12 protein-coding genes are annotated in these 15,452 nt (G+C 27.3%); 11 read left to right on the top strand and 1 reads right to left on the bottom strand.

The genetic code is table 11. From position 1 onward, the window contains the following. Window positions 1–203: 203 nt before the first annotated feature. Entirely contained in the window at window positions 204–698 is a 495-nt protein-coding gene (locus tag D9T19_RS13885) for a redoxin domain-containing protein (RefSeq protein ID WP_121628848.1), read from the bottom strand. A gap of 142 nt (window positions 699–840) precedes the next feature. Between D9T19_RS13885 and D9T19_RS13890 the strand changes: the two genes are divergently transcribed. From D9T19_RS13890 to D9T19_RS13940, 11 genes are all read left to right on the top strand, one after another. Beyond that, window positions 841–1,623: an HAD-IIB family hydrolase gene (locus D9T19_RS13890; protein WP_121628849.1), complete on the top strand. Its 783-nt coding sequence runs from the start codon at window positions 841–843 to the stop codon at window positions 1,621–1,623. Beyond that, on the top strand, window positions 1,614–2,900 hold the full coding sequence (locus D9T19_RS13895; protein ID WP_162984597.1) for a glycerate kinase type-2 family protein: 1,287 nt from the start codon (window positions 1,614–1,616) through the stop codon (window positions 2,898–2,900). The genes D9T19_RS13890 and D9T19_RS13895 overlap by 10 nt, the downstream gene beginning before the upstream one ends. A gap of 16 nt (window positions 2,901–2,916) precedes the next feature. Then, entirely contained in the window at window positions 2,917–4,128 is a 1,212-nt protein-coding gene (locus tag D9T19_RS13900) for a glycosyl transferase (RefSeq protein WP_121628851.1), read from the top strand. Further along, entirely contained in the window at window positions 4,125–5,861 is a 1,737-nt protein-coding gene (locus D9T19_RS13905) for a sugar phosphorylase (protein WP_121628852.1), read from the top strand. The genes D9T19_RS13900 and D9T19_RS13905 overlap by 4 nt, the downstream gene beginning before the upstream one ends. Before the next feature lie 18 nt (window positions 5,862–5,879). Continuing rightward, window positions 5,880–6,716: a UTP--glucose-1-phosphate uridylyltransferase GalU gene (gene galU / locus D9T19_RS13910; RefSeq protein WP_121628853.1), complete on the top strand. Its 837-nt coding sequence runs from the start codon at window positions 5,880–5,882 to the stop codon at window positions 6,714–6,716. 3 nt (window positions 6,717–6,719) lie between these two features. Further along, on the top strand, window positions 6,720–8,174 hold the full coding sequence (gene zwf / locus D9T19_RS13915; protein WP_121628854.1) for a glucose-6-phosphate dehydrogenase: 1,455 nt from the start codon (window positions 6,720–6,722) through the stop codon (window positions 8,172–8,174). Next, window positions 8,164–8,862 (top strand): 6-phosphogluconolactonase, encoded by a 699-nt coding sequence (gene pgl, locus D9T19_RS13920; RefSeq protein WP_121628855.1) that lies wholly within the window; start codon window positions 8,164–8,166, stop codon window positions 8,860–8,862. The genes zwf and pgl overlap by 11 nt, the downstream gene beginning before the upstream one ends. Then, window positions 8,855–10,675 (top strand): phosphogluconate dehydratase, encoded by a 1,821-nt coding sequence (gene edd, locus D9T19_RS13925; RefSeq protein WP_121628856.1) that lies wholly within the window; start codon window positions 8,855–8,857, stop codon window positions 10,673–10,675. The genes pgl and edd overlap by 8 nt, the downstream gene beginning before the upstream one ends. Next, window positions 10,672–11,298 carry a bifunctional 4-hydroxy-2-oxoglutarate aldolase/2-dehydro-3-deoxy-phosphogluconate aldolase gene (eda, locus tag D9T19_RS13930; protein WP_121628857.1) on the top strand — a complete coding sequence of 209 codons (627 nt, stop codon included), beginning with the start codon at window positions 10,672–10,674 and terminating at the stop codon, window positions 11,296–11,298. Before edd ends, eda begins: the two co-directional genes overlap by 4 nt. A 1-nt stretch (window position 11,299) precedes the next feature. Continuing rightward, the gene (gene pgm / locus D9T19_RS13935; RefSeq protein WP_121628858.1) at window positions 11,300–12,937 is read left to right on the top strand and encodes a phosphoglucomutase (alpha-D-glucose-1,6-bisphosphate-dependent); all 1,638 of its coding nucleotides are present in this window, start codon (window positions 11,300–11,302) and stop codon (window positions 12,935–12,937) included. A 194-nt stretch (window positions 12,938–13,131) separates the two neighbouring features. Continuing rightward, window positions 13,132–15,297 (top strand): cache domain-containing protein, encoded by a 2,166-nt coding sequence (locus tag D9T19_RS13940; RefSeq protein ID WP_121628859.1) that lies wholly within the window; start codon window positions 13,132–13,134, stop codon window positions 15,295–15,297. Window positions 15,298–15,452: the final 155 nt, after the last annotated feature.

Genomic DNA, 15,452 nt, shown 5'->3' on the forward strand with positions numbered 1-15,452 from the left:
TATTTAGAGTATTATATTCAGTTTATAAAGATTACTTTACAAACTTAAATTACATTGTTAAAGATCATCCATTTCTCATTAGTCTTTCATCAAATGTTTTTGATGTCGTTCCTCTGTTTTTGGACGGGAATTATAGAACTTTTTTCTCTCTTTGTCAAGAGGATTTACTTTAAATAAACTTAAATTTGTTAATTTGTAAAAATTCATTCTACTAATGTCATTCTTGCGTATAATCCTGCTGTTGTTGTATATCCTACTTCACTAAATTTCAGGTTTTGCTCTTTATCATATATAAGTGTTGTTGGAAAAGCTTTTATATTAAATTTTGATGAATAAAAACCTTCTTTATCATTTACAACTCTAAATGATAAATCATTTTCTTTTATATATTTTTGTATTTCTTCATTTGTTCCTGATTGAACAGCTATTGTTATTACTTCATAATCTTTAGATAATTTTTCAATATTTGATGCTTCTAATTTACAAGTAGGACACCAAGTTGCCCAAAAATGTATTATTAAAGGTTTATCTATTAATATATTATATTCGCTATCATCAATTAAATTAAATGTTTGTATATTTAATTTATCTTTATTTAAATCAAGACCTCTGTAATAACTTAACACATTCATGGCTACTGCCAGTATAAATACAAATATTATAATTTCTTTTATATACTTTTTTATTTTATCTTTCATTTTATTCCTTAATATATAATATTATTACAAAATAGTATTTAACATTTGTTAAGTGATTAATTTATAAAATATATACAATAGATTGTTTATATTTTATACATATAATATTTGATATCCAATTATTTATTTGATATACTAAGATATGTTACACAAAGAAAAAGAGAACTATCTTATTTTTACAGACTTGGACGGAACGTTACTTGATCATGAAACATATAGTTTTAATGATGCACAGCAAATGCTTAACTATCTAAAATCAAATAATATACCTTTAATTATAACCACTAGTAAAACAAAACATGAAATTCTAAAACTAAGAGATGAACTACAATTATTTTATCCTTTTATTGTTGAAAATGGTGCAGGTATATTTTTGCCAGAGGGAGATAAATTTAAGCAAATAAACATGGGTAAAACATATTGTGAGATTTTAGATTTTTTTAATACATATAAGAAAAAATTCAAAATAAAAGGTTTTTTTGATATGAGAGTTGAAGTAATATCTGCTTTAACTGGTCTTAGTATTGAAGATGCCAAACTAGCAAAAAAAAGAGACTTTTGTGAACCTTTTATTATTGAAGATGAATCAAAAATTCAAACTCTAAGAGAATTAAGTCAACAAGAGGGCTTCGATATTGTAAAAGGTGGAAGATTTTATCATCTTATTAGTAAAGGTCAAGATAAAGCAAATGCTCTTTTATCACTTCAAAAAATTTATGAAAAGAAATTTAATAAAAAATATAAAACAATTGCATTAGGTGATGGGGCTAATGATAAAACAATGCTTGATTGTGTTGATATTCCAGTTTTAATTAGAAAATATGATGGTACTTTTATAGATTATGATAAAAAAGATTTGATAAAAACAAAAAGAATTGGTCCCAAAGGATGGAATCAGGCCTTAAAAGGAATTTTATGCAAATAAAAGAAATATTAAGAAATTCATTTTTTGAAGTTTTAAAAGATATTGAACCAAGTAAACTAATAAAAAACAAATGTAATTTTTCTCAAGATGCAATTCTTATTAATAATGAAAGAATAAATATACCAAAAGGTAAAAAAATATATCTTTTTGGTTCAGGTAAAGCTGTATTAAGTATGGCAGAAAGTATCTATGAAAATATTGAAGAAAAAATAGAAAAAGCTGTACTTATTGGACCTTATGATAATAATTTAAAAAAAGAAAATCTAACTTATTTAAAAAGTAGTCACCCTATTCCAACAAATAAAAGTGAGATTGCAGCTAAATGTTTAAAAAGTAATATCGAAAATTTAAAGGAAGATGATTTTTTTATCTATTTACTTTCAGGTGGTAATTCAGCTTTAGTTGAATTACCTGATGAAAATATTACAATGAATGAATTTCAAAAGACTACAGATTTAATGCTAAAAGGTTCTATGCCTATAGTTGCTATGAATTGTATTAGAAAGCATTTATCACAAGTAAAGGGTGGTAGATTAGTTTCTAATTGTAAAGCAAAAGGGATTGTTTTAGTTTTAAGCGATGTTCTATCAAATGATTTTGAAGCAATTGGCTCAGCACCGCTATATCTTGATAGTTCAACATTTGAAGATAGTATTAATTATTTAAAAGAGTATAAGTTATTTGAAAAAATACCAAAAAAAGTTAAAGAATATTTAATACAAGGTAAAAATGGTGAGATTAAAGATACACCTAAAAAAGAAAATGAAAATATTCGACACTTTTTAATAGCTTCAAATGAGATACTTTTAAGTGATATTCAAAAAAATCTCTTATCAAAAAATATTAATACTCAGATTATTACTAAAAAAATAGAAGAAGATATAAATATAGTAGTAAATAATTTACTAACATTTATTGAAACTAAAAAAGAAGGTTGTTTTATTTTTGGAGGTGAAGCTTTAGTAAAAGTTACTTCAAATGGAAAAGGTGGAAGAAACCAACATCTTATTTTATCTTTTTTAAATAAATTTCCAAAAGATAAAAAAGTGACAATTTTAAGTGCAGCAAGTGATGGAATAGATGGTAATTCTAATAGTGCTGGTGCAGTAATAGATAATACAAGTTTAGAAAAAGCAAAATCATTAAATTTAAATATTGAAAAATATTTAAATGATTTTAACTCAAATGAGTTTTTTGATAAAATAGGTGATTTAGTAAATACAGGTCCTAGTCATAATAATATGTTAGATGTATTAATAATTCACATAGAAAAATAAAAAAAGGAAAATATAAATGTCAGATTTTTTTCAAAATGGAGTTGTTACAACACTTCAAAACCTTGGTAATAGAACATTAGATGATGTAGAGGCAGAACTTCTAAAATTTAGTAAAAGAAGAAGAATGGTTCTCCTTCTTCCTGCTTTATATTCAGAATTTCAAACTCCTGCTATGCATACAATTATTAAAGAATTAAAAGATGTAAAATATTTATATAAAATTATATTGGGACTTGATCAAGCGACAAAAGAGCAATTTGAAGAAGTAAAAGAACTAATGAGTCAATTACCGTGTAAAGTTGATATTTTATGGAATGATGGCCCTAGAATAAAAGAACTTTATAGCGAACTTACAAAAGAAGGATTTCCAGGACTTGATACTCCAGGCAAAGGAAGAAATGTTTGGACTATGCTAGGTTATGGATTAACAGATAAAGATGCTTATGCATTTGCACTTCATGATTGTGATATTGTGAATTATTCAAGAGAAATACCTGCAAGACTTTTTTATCCAATAATTCATCCAGGTTTAGATTTTGAATTTAATAAAGGTTACTACTCAAGAGTAACAGATAAATTACACGGTCGGGCAACTAGACTTCTTTATACTCCTTTAATAAACTCTCTTAAAAAAGTTCATGGTTCTAGTAGATACTTAGAATATATGGAAAGTTTTAGATATGCACTTTCTGGTGAATTTTCATTTATTAGATCAATGGGTAGAGGCATAGCTATTTCTCCGACATGGGGGCTTGAAGTATCAACATTAAGTGAAGTTTATAAAAACACATCAAATAGACGGATTTGTCAAACTCAAATTATGGATACATATGAACATAAACATCAAGAATTAGGGAGTATTGATACTAATGGAGGTATTTATAAAATGGCAAATGATATTGCAAAAACAATATTTAGAGTTATGGCTCAAGAAGGAGTAATCTTCTCTCCTTCAACTTTTAAAACACTTTTAGCAACTTATTTCCAAGAATCTAGATTTGAAATTTCAAAATATAATGCTCTTAGTAAAATTAATGGGTTAAATTATATTAGAGAAAAAGAAATACATGCAGTAGAAGCTTTTCAAGAAGCGATAAAAGAAGCATCTAAAGAATATTATGAAGATCCTATGGGTGTTCCATCTTTATCACCATGGATTACAGTTAGATCTGTTCTTCCAGATTTCTCTGAAAAATTTTATGATTATGTACAAAAGGATAATGTATGAAAAATCATATCTCAGATGAAGACCATAATATAAATAAAAGATTACATAGATTATATCCAGAAGAAATAGCACAAAAGGCTTTGGATAGTATTATTCATTTAATCTATAAATACAAAGAAAGAATAGATTCAAAGGAGTATCATTTAAGCCAAAAAGATATCATTCTTATTACTTATGGAGATCAAGTTTCAAAAAATAGTGAACCAACTCTTCATACATTAAAAGAGTTTATGGATAATCATTTAAAAGGTGTTATAAATTCTATTCATATTTTACCTTTTTATCCATACTCTTCAGATGATGGATTTTCAGTTGTAAATTATTCTGCAGTTGATCCCCATATGGGTTCATGGAGAGAAGTTGAATCATTATCAAGTGAATATAGGATTATGGTTGATGGAGTTATTAATCATATTTCACAATTCTCAGATTGGTTTAAATCCTTTTTAGCAGGTGATAAGTATTTTAAAGATTTCTTTATTGAACTTGATCCCACTACTGATTTAAGTAAAGTCGTACGTCCAAGAGCAACCCCACTTTTACATGAATATCTAGATAATGAGGGGAAAATTCATAATGTTTGGACAACTTTTAGCAAGGATCAAGTTGACTTAAATTATAAAAGTTATAAAGTTTTAAGAAGCGTACTTGCTGCATTATTTTATTATATTGAAAAAGGTGCCACTCTTATAAGACTTGATGCAATTGCCTTTATTTGGAAAGAATTAGGAACACAATGTGTACATTTACCACAGACACATGAGTTGATTCAACTAATGAGGGAAGTAATTCACGAAGTTGCTCCTGAAGTTATTATAATTACAGAGACAAATGTCCCTCATCATGAAAATATTTCATATTTTGGAAGTGGTAATGATGAAGCACAAATGGTTTATAACTTTGCTTTACCTCCACTTTTATTAAACTCTATTGTTTGCTCAAATACAAATAAGTTAACTACTTGGGCTAAGACTTTAGAATTACCTAATGACAAAGTTTGTTTCTTTAACTTTACTGCAAGTCATGATGGAATTGGTCTACGTCCTGTAAAAGGAATATTAAGTGATGAAGAGATTGATACCTTAGAACAAAGAGTAAAAGATCATGGAGGTTTGGTTTCATATAGAGCAGAAGAAGATGGAAGTAAATCAGCTTATGAATTAAACTGTAGTTATATTGATGCACTTAGTAATCCAAAAGATGAACAATTTCTTAGAGTAAAAAGAATGTTAGTCACACAAGCAACAGTTCTAGCAATGCCAGGAGTTCCTGGTATTTATTTCCATTCATTAGTTGGTTCTCAAAACTATAAAGATGGAGTTAAACACTCAGGAATAAATAGAACAATAAATAGAGAAAAATATAATATTGATTGGCTAGAAAATGAATTATCAACATTAGGAAGTTTGGCTAAAACTATTTTTGATTCTTATAAAAGAATGATATCTATTAGAATAAATGAAGATGCTTTTAATCCATTTACAAAGTTTGTCTTTTTAGAATTAGATGAAAGAGTTTTTATTATAGATAAATTTAGTGTTAATAATGAAGATCGAATACTAGCATTAAATAATTATTCAAACGAAGAAGTTACTATTACTTTACCAAAAGAAATAAAACTTCCATTACAAGATATATTATGTTCAAACTTTTGTGAAGAAAGTAGCGAAAAGAAAGAATCAACAATTACTCTTGAACCATATCAAGTTATGTGGCTTAAGGGAAAAATATAAATTTAAGGAGAATATAAAATGAATCAAATTACAAAGTGTCTATTTCCAGCAGCAGGTTATGGTACAAGATTTTTACCAGCAACAAAAGCAATGCCAAAAGAAATGTTACCAGTTCTTACTAAACCACTTATTCAATATGGTGTAGAAGAAGCAATGGAAGCTGGCTGTGATGTTATGTCTATTATTACAGGTCGTGGGAAAAGAGCTATAACAGATCATTTTGATATTTCATATGAACTTGAGCATCAAATACAAGGAAGTTCTAAAGAAAAAATGTTATCTGATATTAGAAATATTATTGATAAATGTACTTTTACATATACTAGACAAAATGAGATGAAAGGTTTAGGAGATGCTATATATAAAGGTAAAGTTTTAGTAGGAGATAATAATCCTTTTGCAGTAATACTAGCAGATGATTTATGTGTAAATCCAGAAGGAGATGGTGTATTAAAGCAAATGGTTAAACTTTATGAAAAATATAAGTGTTGTATCGTTGCTTGTATGGAAGTACCAAAAGAAGATGTACATAAATATGGAGTTATTGAAGGAAAACCTATGGAAAATGGTGTTCATATTGTTTCAAACATGGTTGAGAAACCTGATAATGATAAAGCTCCATCAAATCTTGCAGTTATTGGAAGATATATCTTAACTCCTCAAATCTTTGAAGTTATAAGTAAAACAAAACCTGGGAAAAATGGAGAATTACAAATTACTGATGCTCTTTGTACTCAAGCCAAAGATGAAATGGTTTTAGCTTATAAATTTGAAGGTAAAAGATTTGATTGTGGTTCAGTAGATGGTTTTGTTGAAGCAACTAACTATTTTTATGAGTTAGAGAATAAGAAGTAAGTAATGAATACTAACAGCAATATATCTGATTTTATACTTTTTGGTGGACATGGAGATTTAGCATTTAGAAAACTAATGCCAGCACTATATCATTTAAGTAAAGATAAATATATAAGTGCTGAAACTAGAATTATAACTATTTCAAGAAGAGATATAGGTACAATAGAACATATTGAATTAGTAAGAAACAAACTTATTGAATATATTGCTGATTTTGATGAAGTATTTTTTAATACATTTAAGAATCAGCTTCTTATAGTAAATATAGATTTGAATAAAAAAGAAACATTTAATAATTTAAAAAAGGTTTTAGATAAATACAAGAACCGAGATAGAATAAACTATTTGTCTACAAGTCCAAACTTTTTTGCTCAAATTTGTGAATCATTGGACTATTGGAAACTAATAAGTTCTAATTCAAGAGTTGTATTAGAAAAACCTTTAGGAAGAGATTTAAAAAGTTTTCAAGACTTAAATGAAAAAGTTTTAAAATATTTTAAAGAAGATCAAATTTATAGAATAGATCACTATTTAGGTAAGGATACTGTACAAAATATCCTTGCTCTTAGATTCTCAAATATTTTATTCCTTCCTTTATGGAATTCACATCATATTGACCATGTACAAATTACAGTTGCCGAAAGTGTTGGCGTTGAAAATAGATGGGATTATTACAATGAATATGGTGCATTAAGAGATATGATTCAAAATCACCTAATGCAATTAATATGTTTAATTGCTATGGAACCACCTTGTTCTATTGAAGCCAATAGTATAAGAGATGAAAAGGTAAAAGTTCTACGATCTTTTAGAAAAATGAATGATACTGATATAAAAGAAAAAACTGTAAGAGCCCAATATATTGAAGGCTCTTCACAAGGAGAATCAGTTCCTGGTTATATTCAAAATGGTTTAAAACAAAGTGATACTGAAACATTTGTTGCAATTAGAGTTGATATTGATAATTGGAGATGGAATAATGTTCCTTTTTACATAAGAAGTGGAAAAAGAATGCAAAAAAGAAACTCTGAGATTGTAATTCAATTTAAATCTATTCCACACTCAATTTTTGGCATGGATGAAAGCTCAATAAATGCAAATAAATTAGTAATAACTTTACAACCCAATGAAAGTATAGAATTAAAACTTATGAATAAAGTACCTGGATTAAGTGATGGTATGAAACTTCAACAAGTTGATTTAGAATTAAACTCACCACATAAAAAACAAAGAAAATCCGATGCTTATGAAAGATTAATTTTAGATGTAATTAATGGAAATGCTACATTATTTATGAGATTAGATGAAGTTGAAGAAGCTTGGAAATGGACTGATACAATTTTGGATGCTTGGAAAAGAGACGTAAGTCCAATGAAAAAATATACAGCAGGAAGTTATGGACCAAGTGCAGCTATCCAAATCATAGCAAAAGATTCAAGAGCATGGAATGATGAATAATATATCATTTACTAATTATGAGAGTTCAAGAATTTTAGTTAAAAATTTTGTAAAAGAAGTTTCAGATATATTAAAAGATGAAATCACTAAGAAAAATAGTGCAACACTTTTAGTATCAGGAGGAAGTACTCCTAAACTTTTTTTTCAAGAGTTATCTAAAGTAGAAATTCAATGGGGAAAAGTCAAAATAGGACTTGTTGATGAAAGATGGCTTTTATCATCAAATAAAGATAGTAATGCATATTTAGTAAAAAAGCATCTTCTACAAAATGAAGCAAAAAATGCAAAGTTTATACCTTTATTTATAAAAGATAAAGAGTGTTTTTCTTCTGATGATTTATGTTCTAGTATTTATGAAAAAGAGTTTTTAAAATGCGATATATTAATTTTAGGTATGGGAAATGATGGACATACTGCCTCACTTTTCCCTCAAAGTAAAAAATTAGATGAAGCTTTAGATTTAAATACAACTAAATTTTGTATCTCAATAAATCCACTTACTGCACCGTATGACAGAATGAGTTTAACATTAAAATCAATTTTAAACTCCAAAAATATTTTTTTACATATACAAAAAGTAGAAAAATTGAAAGTATATAAAGAGGCTTTAGAAAAAGAAAATAAATATCCTATTTCAAAAGTACTTTTTAATGCCAAAAAAATAAAGGTTTATTATAGTCATGAATAATATAATATTAAAAGTTAAAGAAAATATCACTAAAAGATCTCAAAAAAGTAGAGCAATTTACCTAGATAGAATTAACAATGCAAAAATCAAAAATCAAAATAAAAAAAGTCTATCTTGTAGTAATTTAGCCCATGTAATGGCGCCAATGTCAGATGATGAAAAAAAACTATTAAAAGAATATGACTCATATAATATGGGAATTATTACAGCATATAATGATATGTTATCTGCTCACGAACCTTATCATAAATATCCAAGTATTTTAAAAAATGAATTGTTAAAGTATTCATCAACTGCACAAGTTGCAAGTGGTGTTCCTGCTATGTGTGATGGAGTTACACAAGGTGAAATAGGAATGGAATTGTCTTTATTTAGTAGAGATACTATTGCAATGGCAAGTGCAGTAGGATTATCTCATAATGTTTATGATGGAGCATTTTTCCTAGGTGTTTGTGATAAAATTGTTCCAGGTTTAGTAATCTCAGCGCTTAGTTTTGGACATCTTCCAGCTATTTTTGTACCAGCTGGACCTATGAAATCAGGAATATCTAATAAAGAAAAAGCAAAATTTAGACAAGAGTATGCAAAAGGGAATATTAAAGAAAAAGAACTTTTAGAAGTTGAATCTTCTTCTTATCATAGTTGTGGAACTTGTACTTTCTTTGGTACTGCAAACTCAAATCAAATGCTTTTAGAAATGATGGGATTACAACTTCCGAATGCTTCTTTTGTAAATACAAATACACCATTAAGAGAAGAACTTACAAAATATAGTGCAAAAGCTTTACATGAACTAAAAACAAAGAATATTTCATTAAGTGATATTATTGATGAAAGAAGTTTTATAAATGCGATTGTTGGACTAATGGCCAGTGGAGGTTCTACAAATCACACTATTCACTTGATTGCTATGGCAAAAGCTTGTGGTATTGTTTTAACATGGGAAGATTTTGATGAAATTTCTAAAGTAACTCCTTTATTATGTAAGATGTATCCAAATGGAAGTGCTGATGTAAATACTTTTAGAGATGCAGGTGGAATGGGAGTTGTAATAAGTGAATTAATAGAAAAAGGTCTTGTTTTTGAAGATGTTAATACAGTAGTAGGAAAAGGTTTAAAAAACTTTGTTGTTGAACCTATTTTAAAAGAAGGAAAACTAACATTCAAAAAAATTGATGGATTATCAAAAAATCTTGATGTAATTTCATCAGGAAATGAACCCTTCAATAAACAAGGTGGACTAAAACTTTTACAAGGAAACTTAGGTCAAAGTGTAATCAAAACTTCTGCATTATTAGAAAAACATCTTTATGTAAAACAAAAAGCTATCGTTTTCACATCACAAGAACAACTACAAGAAGAGTTCAAAAAAGGTAATCTAACAAAAGACTTTATTGCAGTTGTAAAATACCAAGGTCCAAAAGCAAATGGTATGCCAGAATTACATAAACTTTTACCACCACTTGGAGTACTTCAAGATTTAGGATACAAAGTTGCGCTTATTACTGATGGAAGAATGTCAGGAGCATCAGGGAAAATTCCTAGTGCAATTCATTTAAGTCCAGAAGCAAAAGATGAGGGTTTAATTTCTAAAATCAAAGATGGTGATCTTATTGAATTAGATGCAATTAACGGTAAATTAAATCTTTTAATAGAAGAGGATGAACTAGAAAGTAGAATTATTGAAAACAAAGATTTAAGTTCAAATAACTTTGGAGTTGGTCGAGAGTTATTTAATGTTGTAAGAAAAAATGTAAGTAGCGCTAGTACAGGTGCTAGTATTTTCGCTTTACCAGGAGAGGAAGACCTATGAATGCAAATGAAATAATGGAAATTTCACCAATAGTTCCAGTAATTGCTATTGATAATATAGATGATAGTTTAAAGCTTGCAAAAGCATTAAACAAAGGTGGTATTAATATTATGGAGATAACACTAAGAACTAGTGTTGCTTTAGATGCAATAAAATTAATAAGCCAAGAACTACCAAGTATGAACGTAGGTGCAGGAACTGTTTGTAATAAAGAAGATTTATTAAAAGCAAAAGAATATGGCGCAAAATTTGTTTTTTCGCCAGGTATTAGCCAAGAGCTAATTGATGCCTCAAAAACTGAAAACATTACTTTAATTCCAGGTGTTGCCTCATCAAGTGAAGTTATGTTAGCCCAAAATAATGATATATATCACTGTAAACTTTTTCCAGCAACACTTAGTGGTGGAATAGACATATTAAAAGCTTTTAGTGGACCCTATGCAAAAATGTCTTTTTGTCCAACAGGTGGAGTCAATAAAAAGAATTTAAAAGATTTTTTAAATCTAAAAAATGTTTTATGTGTTGGTGGTACATGGATAGTTCCTAAAGATATTATTCAAAATGGAGATTTTGATAAAATCACAGAACTTTGTATAGAAGCAATAAAAATAGCAAGAGGATAAAATGATAAATAAATTAGCAGGTAAAAAAGCACCTAAAGAAATACTTGAAAATATAGACAAACTAATAAAAGATTATTATGGGAAAAAGCCAGATGCAAATATTCAAAATCAAAAAGTTTCATTTGGAACATCTGGACATAGAGGAAGCTCTTCAAAATCAAGTTTTAATGAAAATCACATTTTTGCAATAACACAAGCACTTTGTGAATACAGGAAAAGTGCTGGTATAACTGGAATTATGCATATTGGAATTGATACCCATGCCCTATCAGTTCCTGCTCAAATTTCTGCACTCCAAGTTTTTTTAGGAAATGGAGTAAAATGTAAAATAGCCAATGAAGATGGATATACTCCAACACCTGTAATGTCTTTTACAATTATTGAATCAAATAAAAATTCTAAAGTTTTAAATGATGGTGTAATTATTACTCCTTCACATAATCCTCCAAGTGATGGTGGATTTAAATATAATACTCCAAATGGAGGTCCAGCTGATACGAATGTTACTTCTATTATTGAAAAAAGAGCTAATGAGATATTAAAGAATGGTTTATACGATGTAAAAGCTCTAGCTCAAAATAAAATTAGTAAATCAGAGTTTTTAGATATAGATGATTTTATCACTCCTTATGTTGAATCCTTAGATACAATTATTGATATCACTGTTATAAAAAATGCTAATTTAAAAATAGGTGTTGATCCATTAGGTGGTTCAGGATTAGAAGTTTATAAAAAAATAAATGAAATTTATGGTCTAAATCTTGATATTGTAAATGATAAAATTGACCCAACTTTCTCTTTTATGACATGTGATCATGATGGAAAAATTAGAATGGATTGTTCTTCACCTTATGCTATGGCTTCACTTATTAAACTTGCAGATAATTATGATATTGCTTTTGCTAATGACCCTGATTTTGATAGACATGGAATTGTTACAAAAAGTGTAGGACTTATGAATCCTAATCATTATTTAACTGTTGCTATTTGGTATCTATTTTCAAATAGAAAATCTTGGAAAAATGATTTAGCAGTTGGTAAAACATTAGTATCAAGTTCAATGATTGATAAAGTTGTAAAATCAATCAATAAAAACTTATATGAAGTACCTGTTGGATTTAAATGGTTTGTTGAAGGTTTATATGACGGAAGTTTAGCCTTTGGTGGTGAAGAAAGTGCTGGAGCTTCTTTTTTACGAAAAGATGGAAGTGTGTGGTCAACAGATAAAGATGGAATTATTCTTAATTTATTAGCCGCTGAAATAACTGCCAAACTTAAAAAAGACCCAGGTCAAATTTATCAAGAGTTCGAAAAAGAGTTCGGCAAAGCATATTATAAAAGAGTAGATGCACCTGCAACTTTTGAACAAAAAGCAAAACTAAAGAATCTTAGTGTAAAAGATATTACATCTAAAACTTTAGCAAATGAAGAAATTGAAAATATCTATACAAATGCAAGCGGAAACAACGCAAGTATAGGTGGGCTAAAAGTTACAACAAAAAGTGGTTGGTTTGCAGCTCGTCCATCTGGAACTGAGGATATATATAAAATATATGCAGAAAGTTTTATAAGTCAAGAACATTTAGAATTAATTATAAAAGAAGCTCAAGATTTAGTTATTAAAAGTATAGAGGGATAACCTTTATACTTTGTTATTACTAAATTATTCAATAATACTCTAATAAATACAACACTTTAAAATAAATAGTCTAATAGTCACTTTTATACTCTTTCTTTCTATAATTAGAAAATATATAATATTAATCCAATAAATATACAAGAATTATTACTTTTAATAATATAATTAATAGAGTATTTTATCAAGGATTTATTATGAATTCAAAAAATGAAGAAAAACTAATAATTCAAATTATCAAATATATGCCAGCTTTATTTGTAATTATACTTGCTGTTATTGGAATATCGTATATTACAATTAATTATCATAAAGAACTAAAGAAAGAACAATCAACTATAAAAAGAGAATATATTGATATACATAAAAATAGAATCAAAATAAATATTGAAACAATAAATAGATATATTCAAGATACTTTAAAAGACTCTGAAAAACAACTACAAGAAGAATTACACCATAAAATAAATGCTGTTTATAATATAGCTATGAATATCTATGAAAAAAATAAAGATACATTAAGTAAAGAAGAGATTCTAAAACATATAAAAGAAGCTATCGAGACTTTAAGATATGCCAATGGAACAGGTTATTTCTCTATACATTATATGAATGGAATCAATATATTACAACCTATATCAAAAGATTTTGAAGGGAAATCAGTTCTTAATAGAAAAGATGCAAAAGGTAATTATCCAGTACAAGAGGCTATAAAAATAGCAAAAACAAAAGGAGAAGGTGCTCTTACTTGGTATTATTTTAAGCCTAATAATAAAACAAAACATTATAAGAAGATAGGTATCATAAAAAGATTTGAACCATATAACCTTATATTAACAACTGCAATGTTTGAAGATGATTTACAAAATGAAATAAAAAAAGATATTTTAAAACATTTAAAAATGATGGAATATGAAGATCAAGGATATCTGTTTATTTTAGATACAAAAGGTAATGTGATATTAACAAAAGATGATATACCAGTTATACAGTATGAGAAATCTACTCTTATGGAAAAATTTAAAATCTTTGTAAATTCTAAAAAAATAAACGAATTTGTAAATTATTCATTTGATGATTCAAGAAAAGAATATTCAAAAATATCTTATTTACAAAAAATTAATACTATGGATTGGGTTATTGGAACAGGATTTGACTTAGATAAAGTAAATGCATCAATACAAAAGAAAAGCCAAGAATCACAAGAAAAATTCTATAAAAAGTCCATTTTTTTCTTAACAAGTACTATTATTATTAGTTTAATTCTTTTTATTCTATCTTTATATTTCTCTAAATTTTTGGGAAAAAAATTCTATCTATATAAAAAGCAACTTCTTAAACAAGAAAATGAAAAAGCAAATAACTACAAACAAACGATAATTTCTTTAGTAGATTTAATTGAACAAAGAGATTTCTATACAGCAGGACATTCTTATAGAGTAGCAGAATATGCCGTTACAATTGCAAAAGCAATGAATTTTAGTTCAGAAGATGTTTCAATGTTAAGACAAATAGGATTATTACATGATATTGGTAAAACAGCAATTCCTGATTCTATACTTTTAAAACCTGGAAAATTAACAAAACAAGAATTTGATATAATTAAAAGTCATGCAACATTAGGATATGAAATAATTTCAAAAATTCCAATGTTTAAAGAATTTTCAGAAATTATTCTATATCATCATGAAAGATTTGATGGAAGTGGTTATCCTAAAGGACTAAAAGGTAATCAAATACCTATCTTAGCTTCAATTCTAGCAATTGCTGATGCTTTTGATGCAATGACATCATCAAGAATATATAATCAAACAAAAACAGCCCAAGAAGCCTTGGATGAATTAAAAAGAAATGCAGGGATACTATTTGATCCAAATGTAATAGAAATAGCTTTAAAAACTTTAAAAAAAATTGATATTCAAGTTGATAAATATCAAACTCAATTACCAAATACTCCAATAGAAAAAGAGCGTTTTGCATACTTTTTTAAAGATCCATTAACTAAGCTTTCAAATGAAAATTATTTAGAACTATTATTTAAACAAAATTTACATCAATATAAATGCATAAATCTTATTATTATACGTAATTTTTCTTCTTATAACGAAAACTATGGATGGAAAAAAGGAGATGAGTTACTTATATATATAAGTAATCTTATAAAAGACAATAGTATTGCAAAAGAAATATTTAGATTTCAAGGTACAAATTTTATTCTTTTAAATGATTTACATATAGATATTAATCTATCTAATATAAATAAAGAATTAGAGAAATATAAAATAAATTGTGAATTACGTCATTTTGATATTAATAAATATAGTAGTATTGAAATATTAAAAGAAGCTTTAGCAAAACACTAAAGAATAAGCAAAAACCCGCGCAAAAAAAAGCTTAGCTTAAAACACTACTAAAAAAGTGTAAAAAGCTAAGCTAATTTGAATAAATACTCAAGAGCTGGCAGTGACCTACGTTTCCGACAAGGGGACCCTGCAGTATTATCAGCGATGAAGAGCTT

This window comes from Poseidonibacter antarcticus, from assembly GCF_003667345.1.
GTDB classification, from domain to species: Bacteria; Campylobacterota; Campylobacteria; order Campylobacterales; family Arcobacteraceae; genus Poseidonibacter; species Poseidonibacter antarcticus.

Bases quoted from the DNA above. Each gene is read 5' to 3' on its own strand.
- edd (WP_121628856.1), top strand. From the start codon at position 8,855: ATGAATAATATAATATTAAAAGTTAAAGAAAATATCACTAAAAGATCT.
- pgl (WP_121628855.1), top strand. From the start codon at position 8,164: ATGATGAATAATATATCATTTACTAATTATGAGAGTTCAAGAATTTTA.
- galU (WP_121628853.1), top strand. From the start codon at position 5,880: ATGAATCAAATTACAAAGTGTCTATTTCCAGCAGCAGGTTATGGTACA.
- D9T19_RS13890 (WP_121628849.1), top strand. From the start codon at position 841: ATGTTACACAAAGAAAAAGAGAACTATCTTATTTTTACAGACTTGGAC.
- D9T19_RS13905 (WP_121628852.1), top strand. From the start codon at position 4,125: ATGAAAAATCATATCTCAGATGAAGACCATAATATAAATAAAAGATTA.
- eda (WP_121628857.1), top strand. From the start codon at position 10,672: ATGAATGCAAATGAAATAATGGAAATTTCACCAATAGTTCCAGTAATT.
- pgm (WP_121628858.1), top strand. From the start codon at position 11,300: ATGATAAATAAATTAGCAGGTAAAAAAGCACCTAAAGAAATACTTGAA.
- D9T19_RS13895 (WP_162984597.1), top strand. From the start codon at position 1,614: ATGCAAATAAAAGAAATATTAAGAAATTCATTTTTTGAAGTTTTAAAA.
- D9T19_RS13885 (WP_121628848.1), bottom strand. From the start codon at position 698: ATGAAAGATAAAATAAAAAAGTATATAAAAGAAATTATAATATTTGTA.
- zwf (WP_121628854.1), top strand. From the start codon at position 6,720: ATGAATACTAACAGCAATATATCTGATTTTATACTTTTTGGTGGACAT.
- D9T19_RS13900 (WP_121628851.1), top strand. From the start codon at position 2,917: ATGTCAGATTTTTTTCAAAATGGAGTTGTTACAACACTTCAAAACCTT.
- D9T19_RS13940 (WP_121628859.1), top strand. From the start codon at position 13,132: ATGAATTCAAAAAATGAAGAAAAACTAATAATTCAAATTATCAAATAT.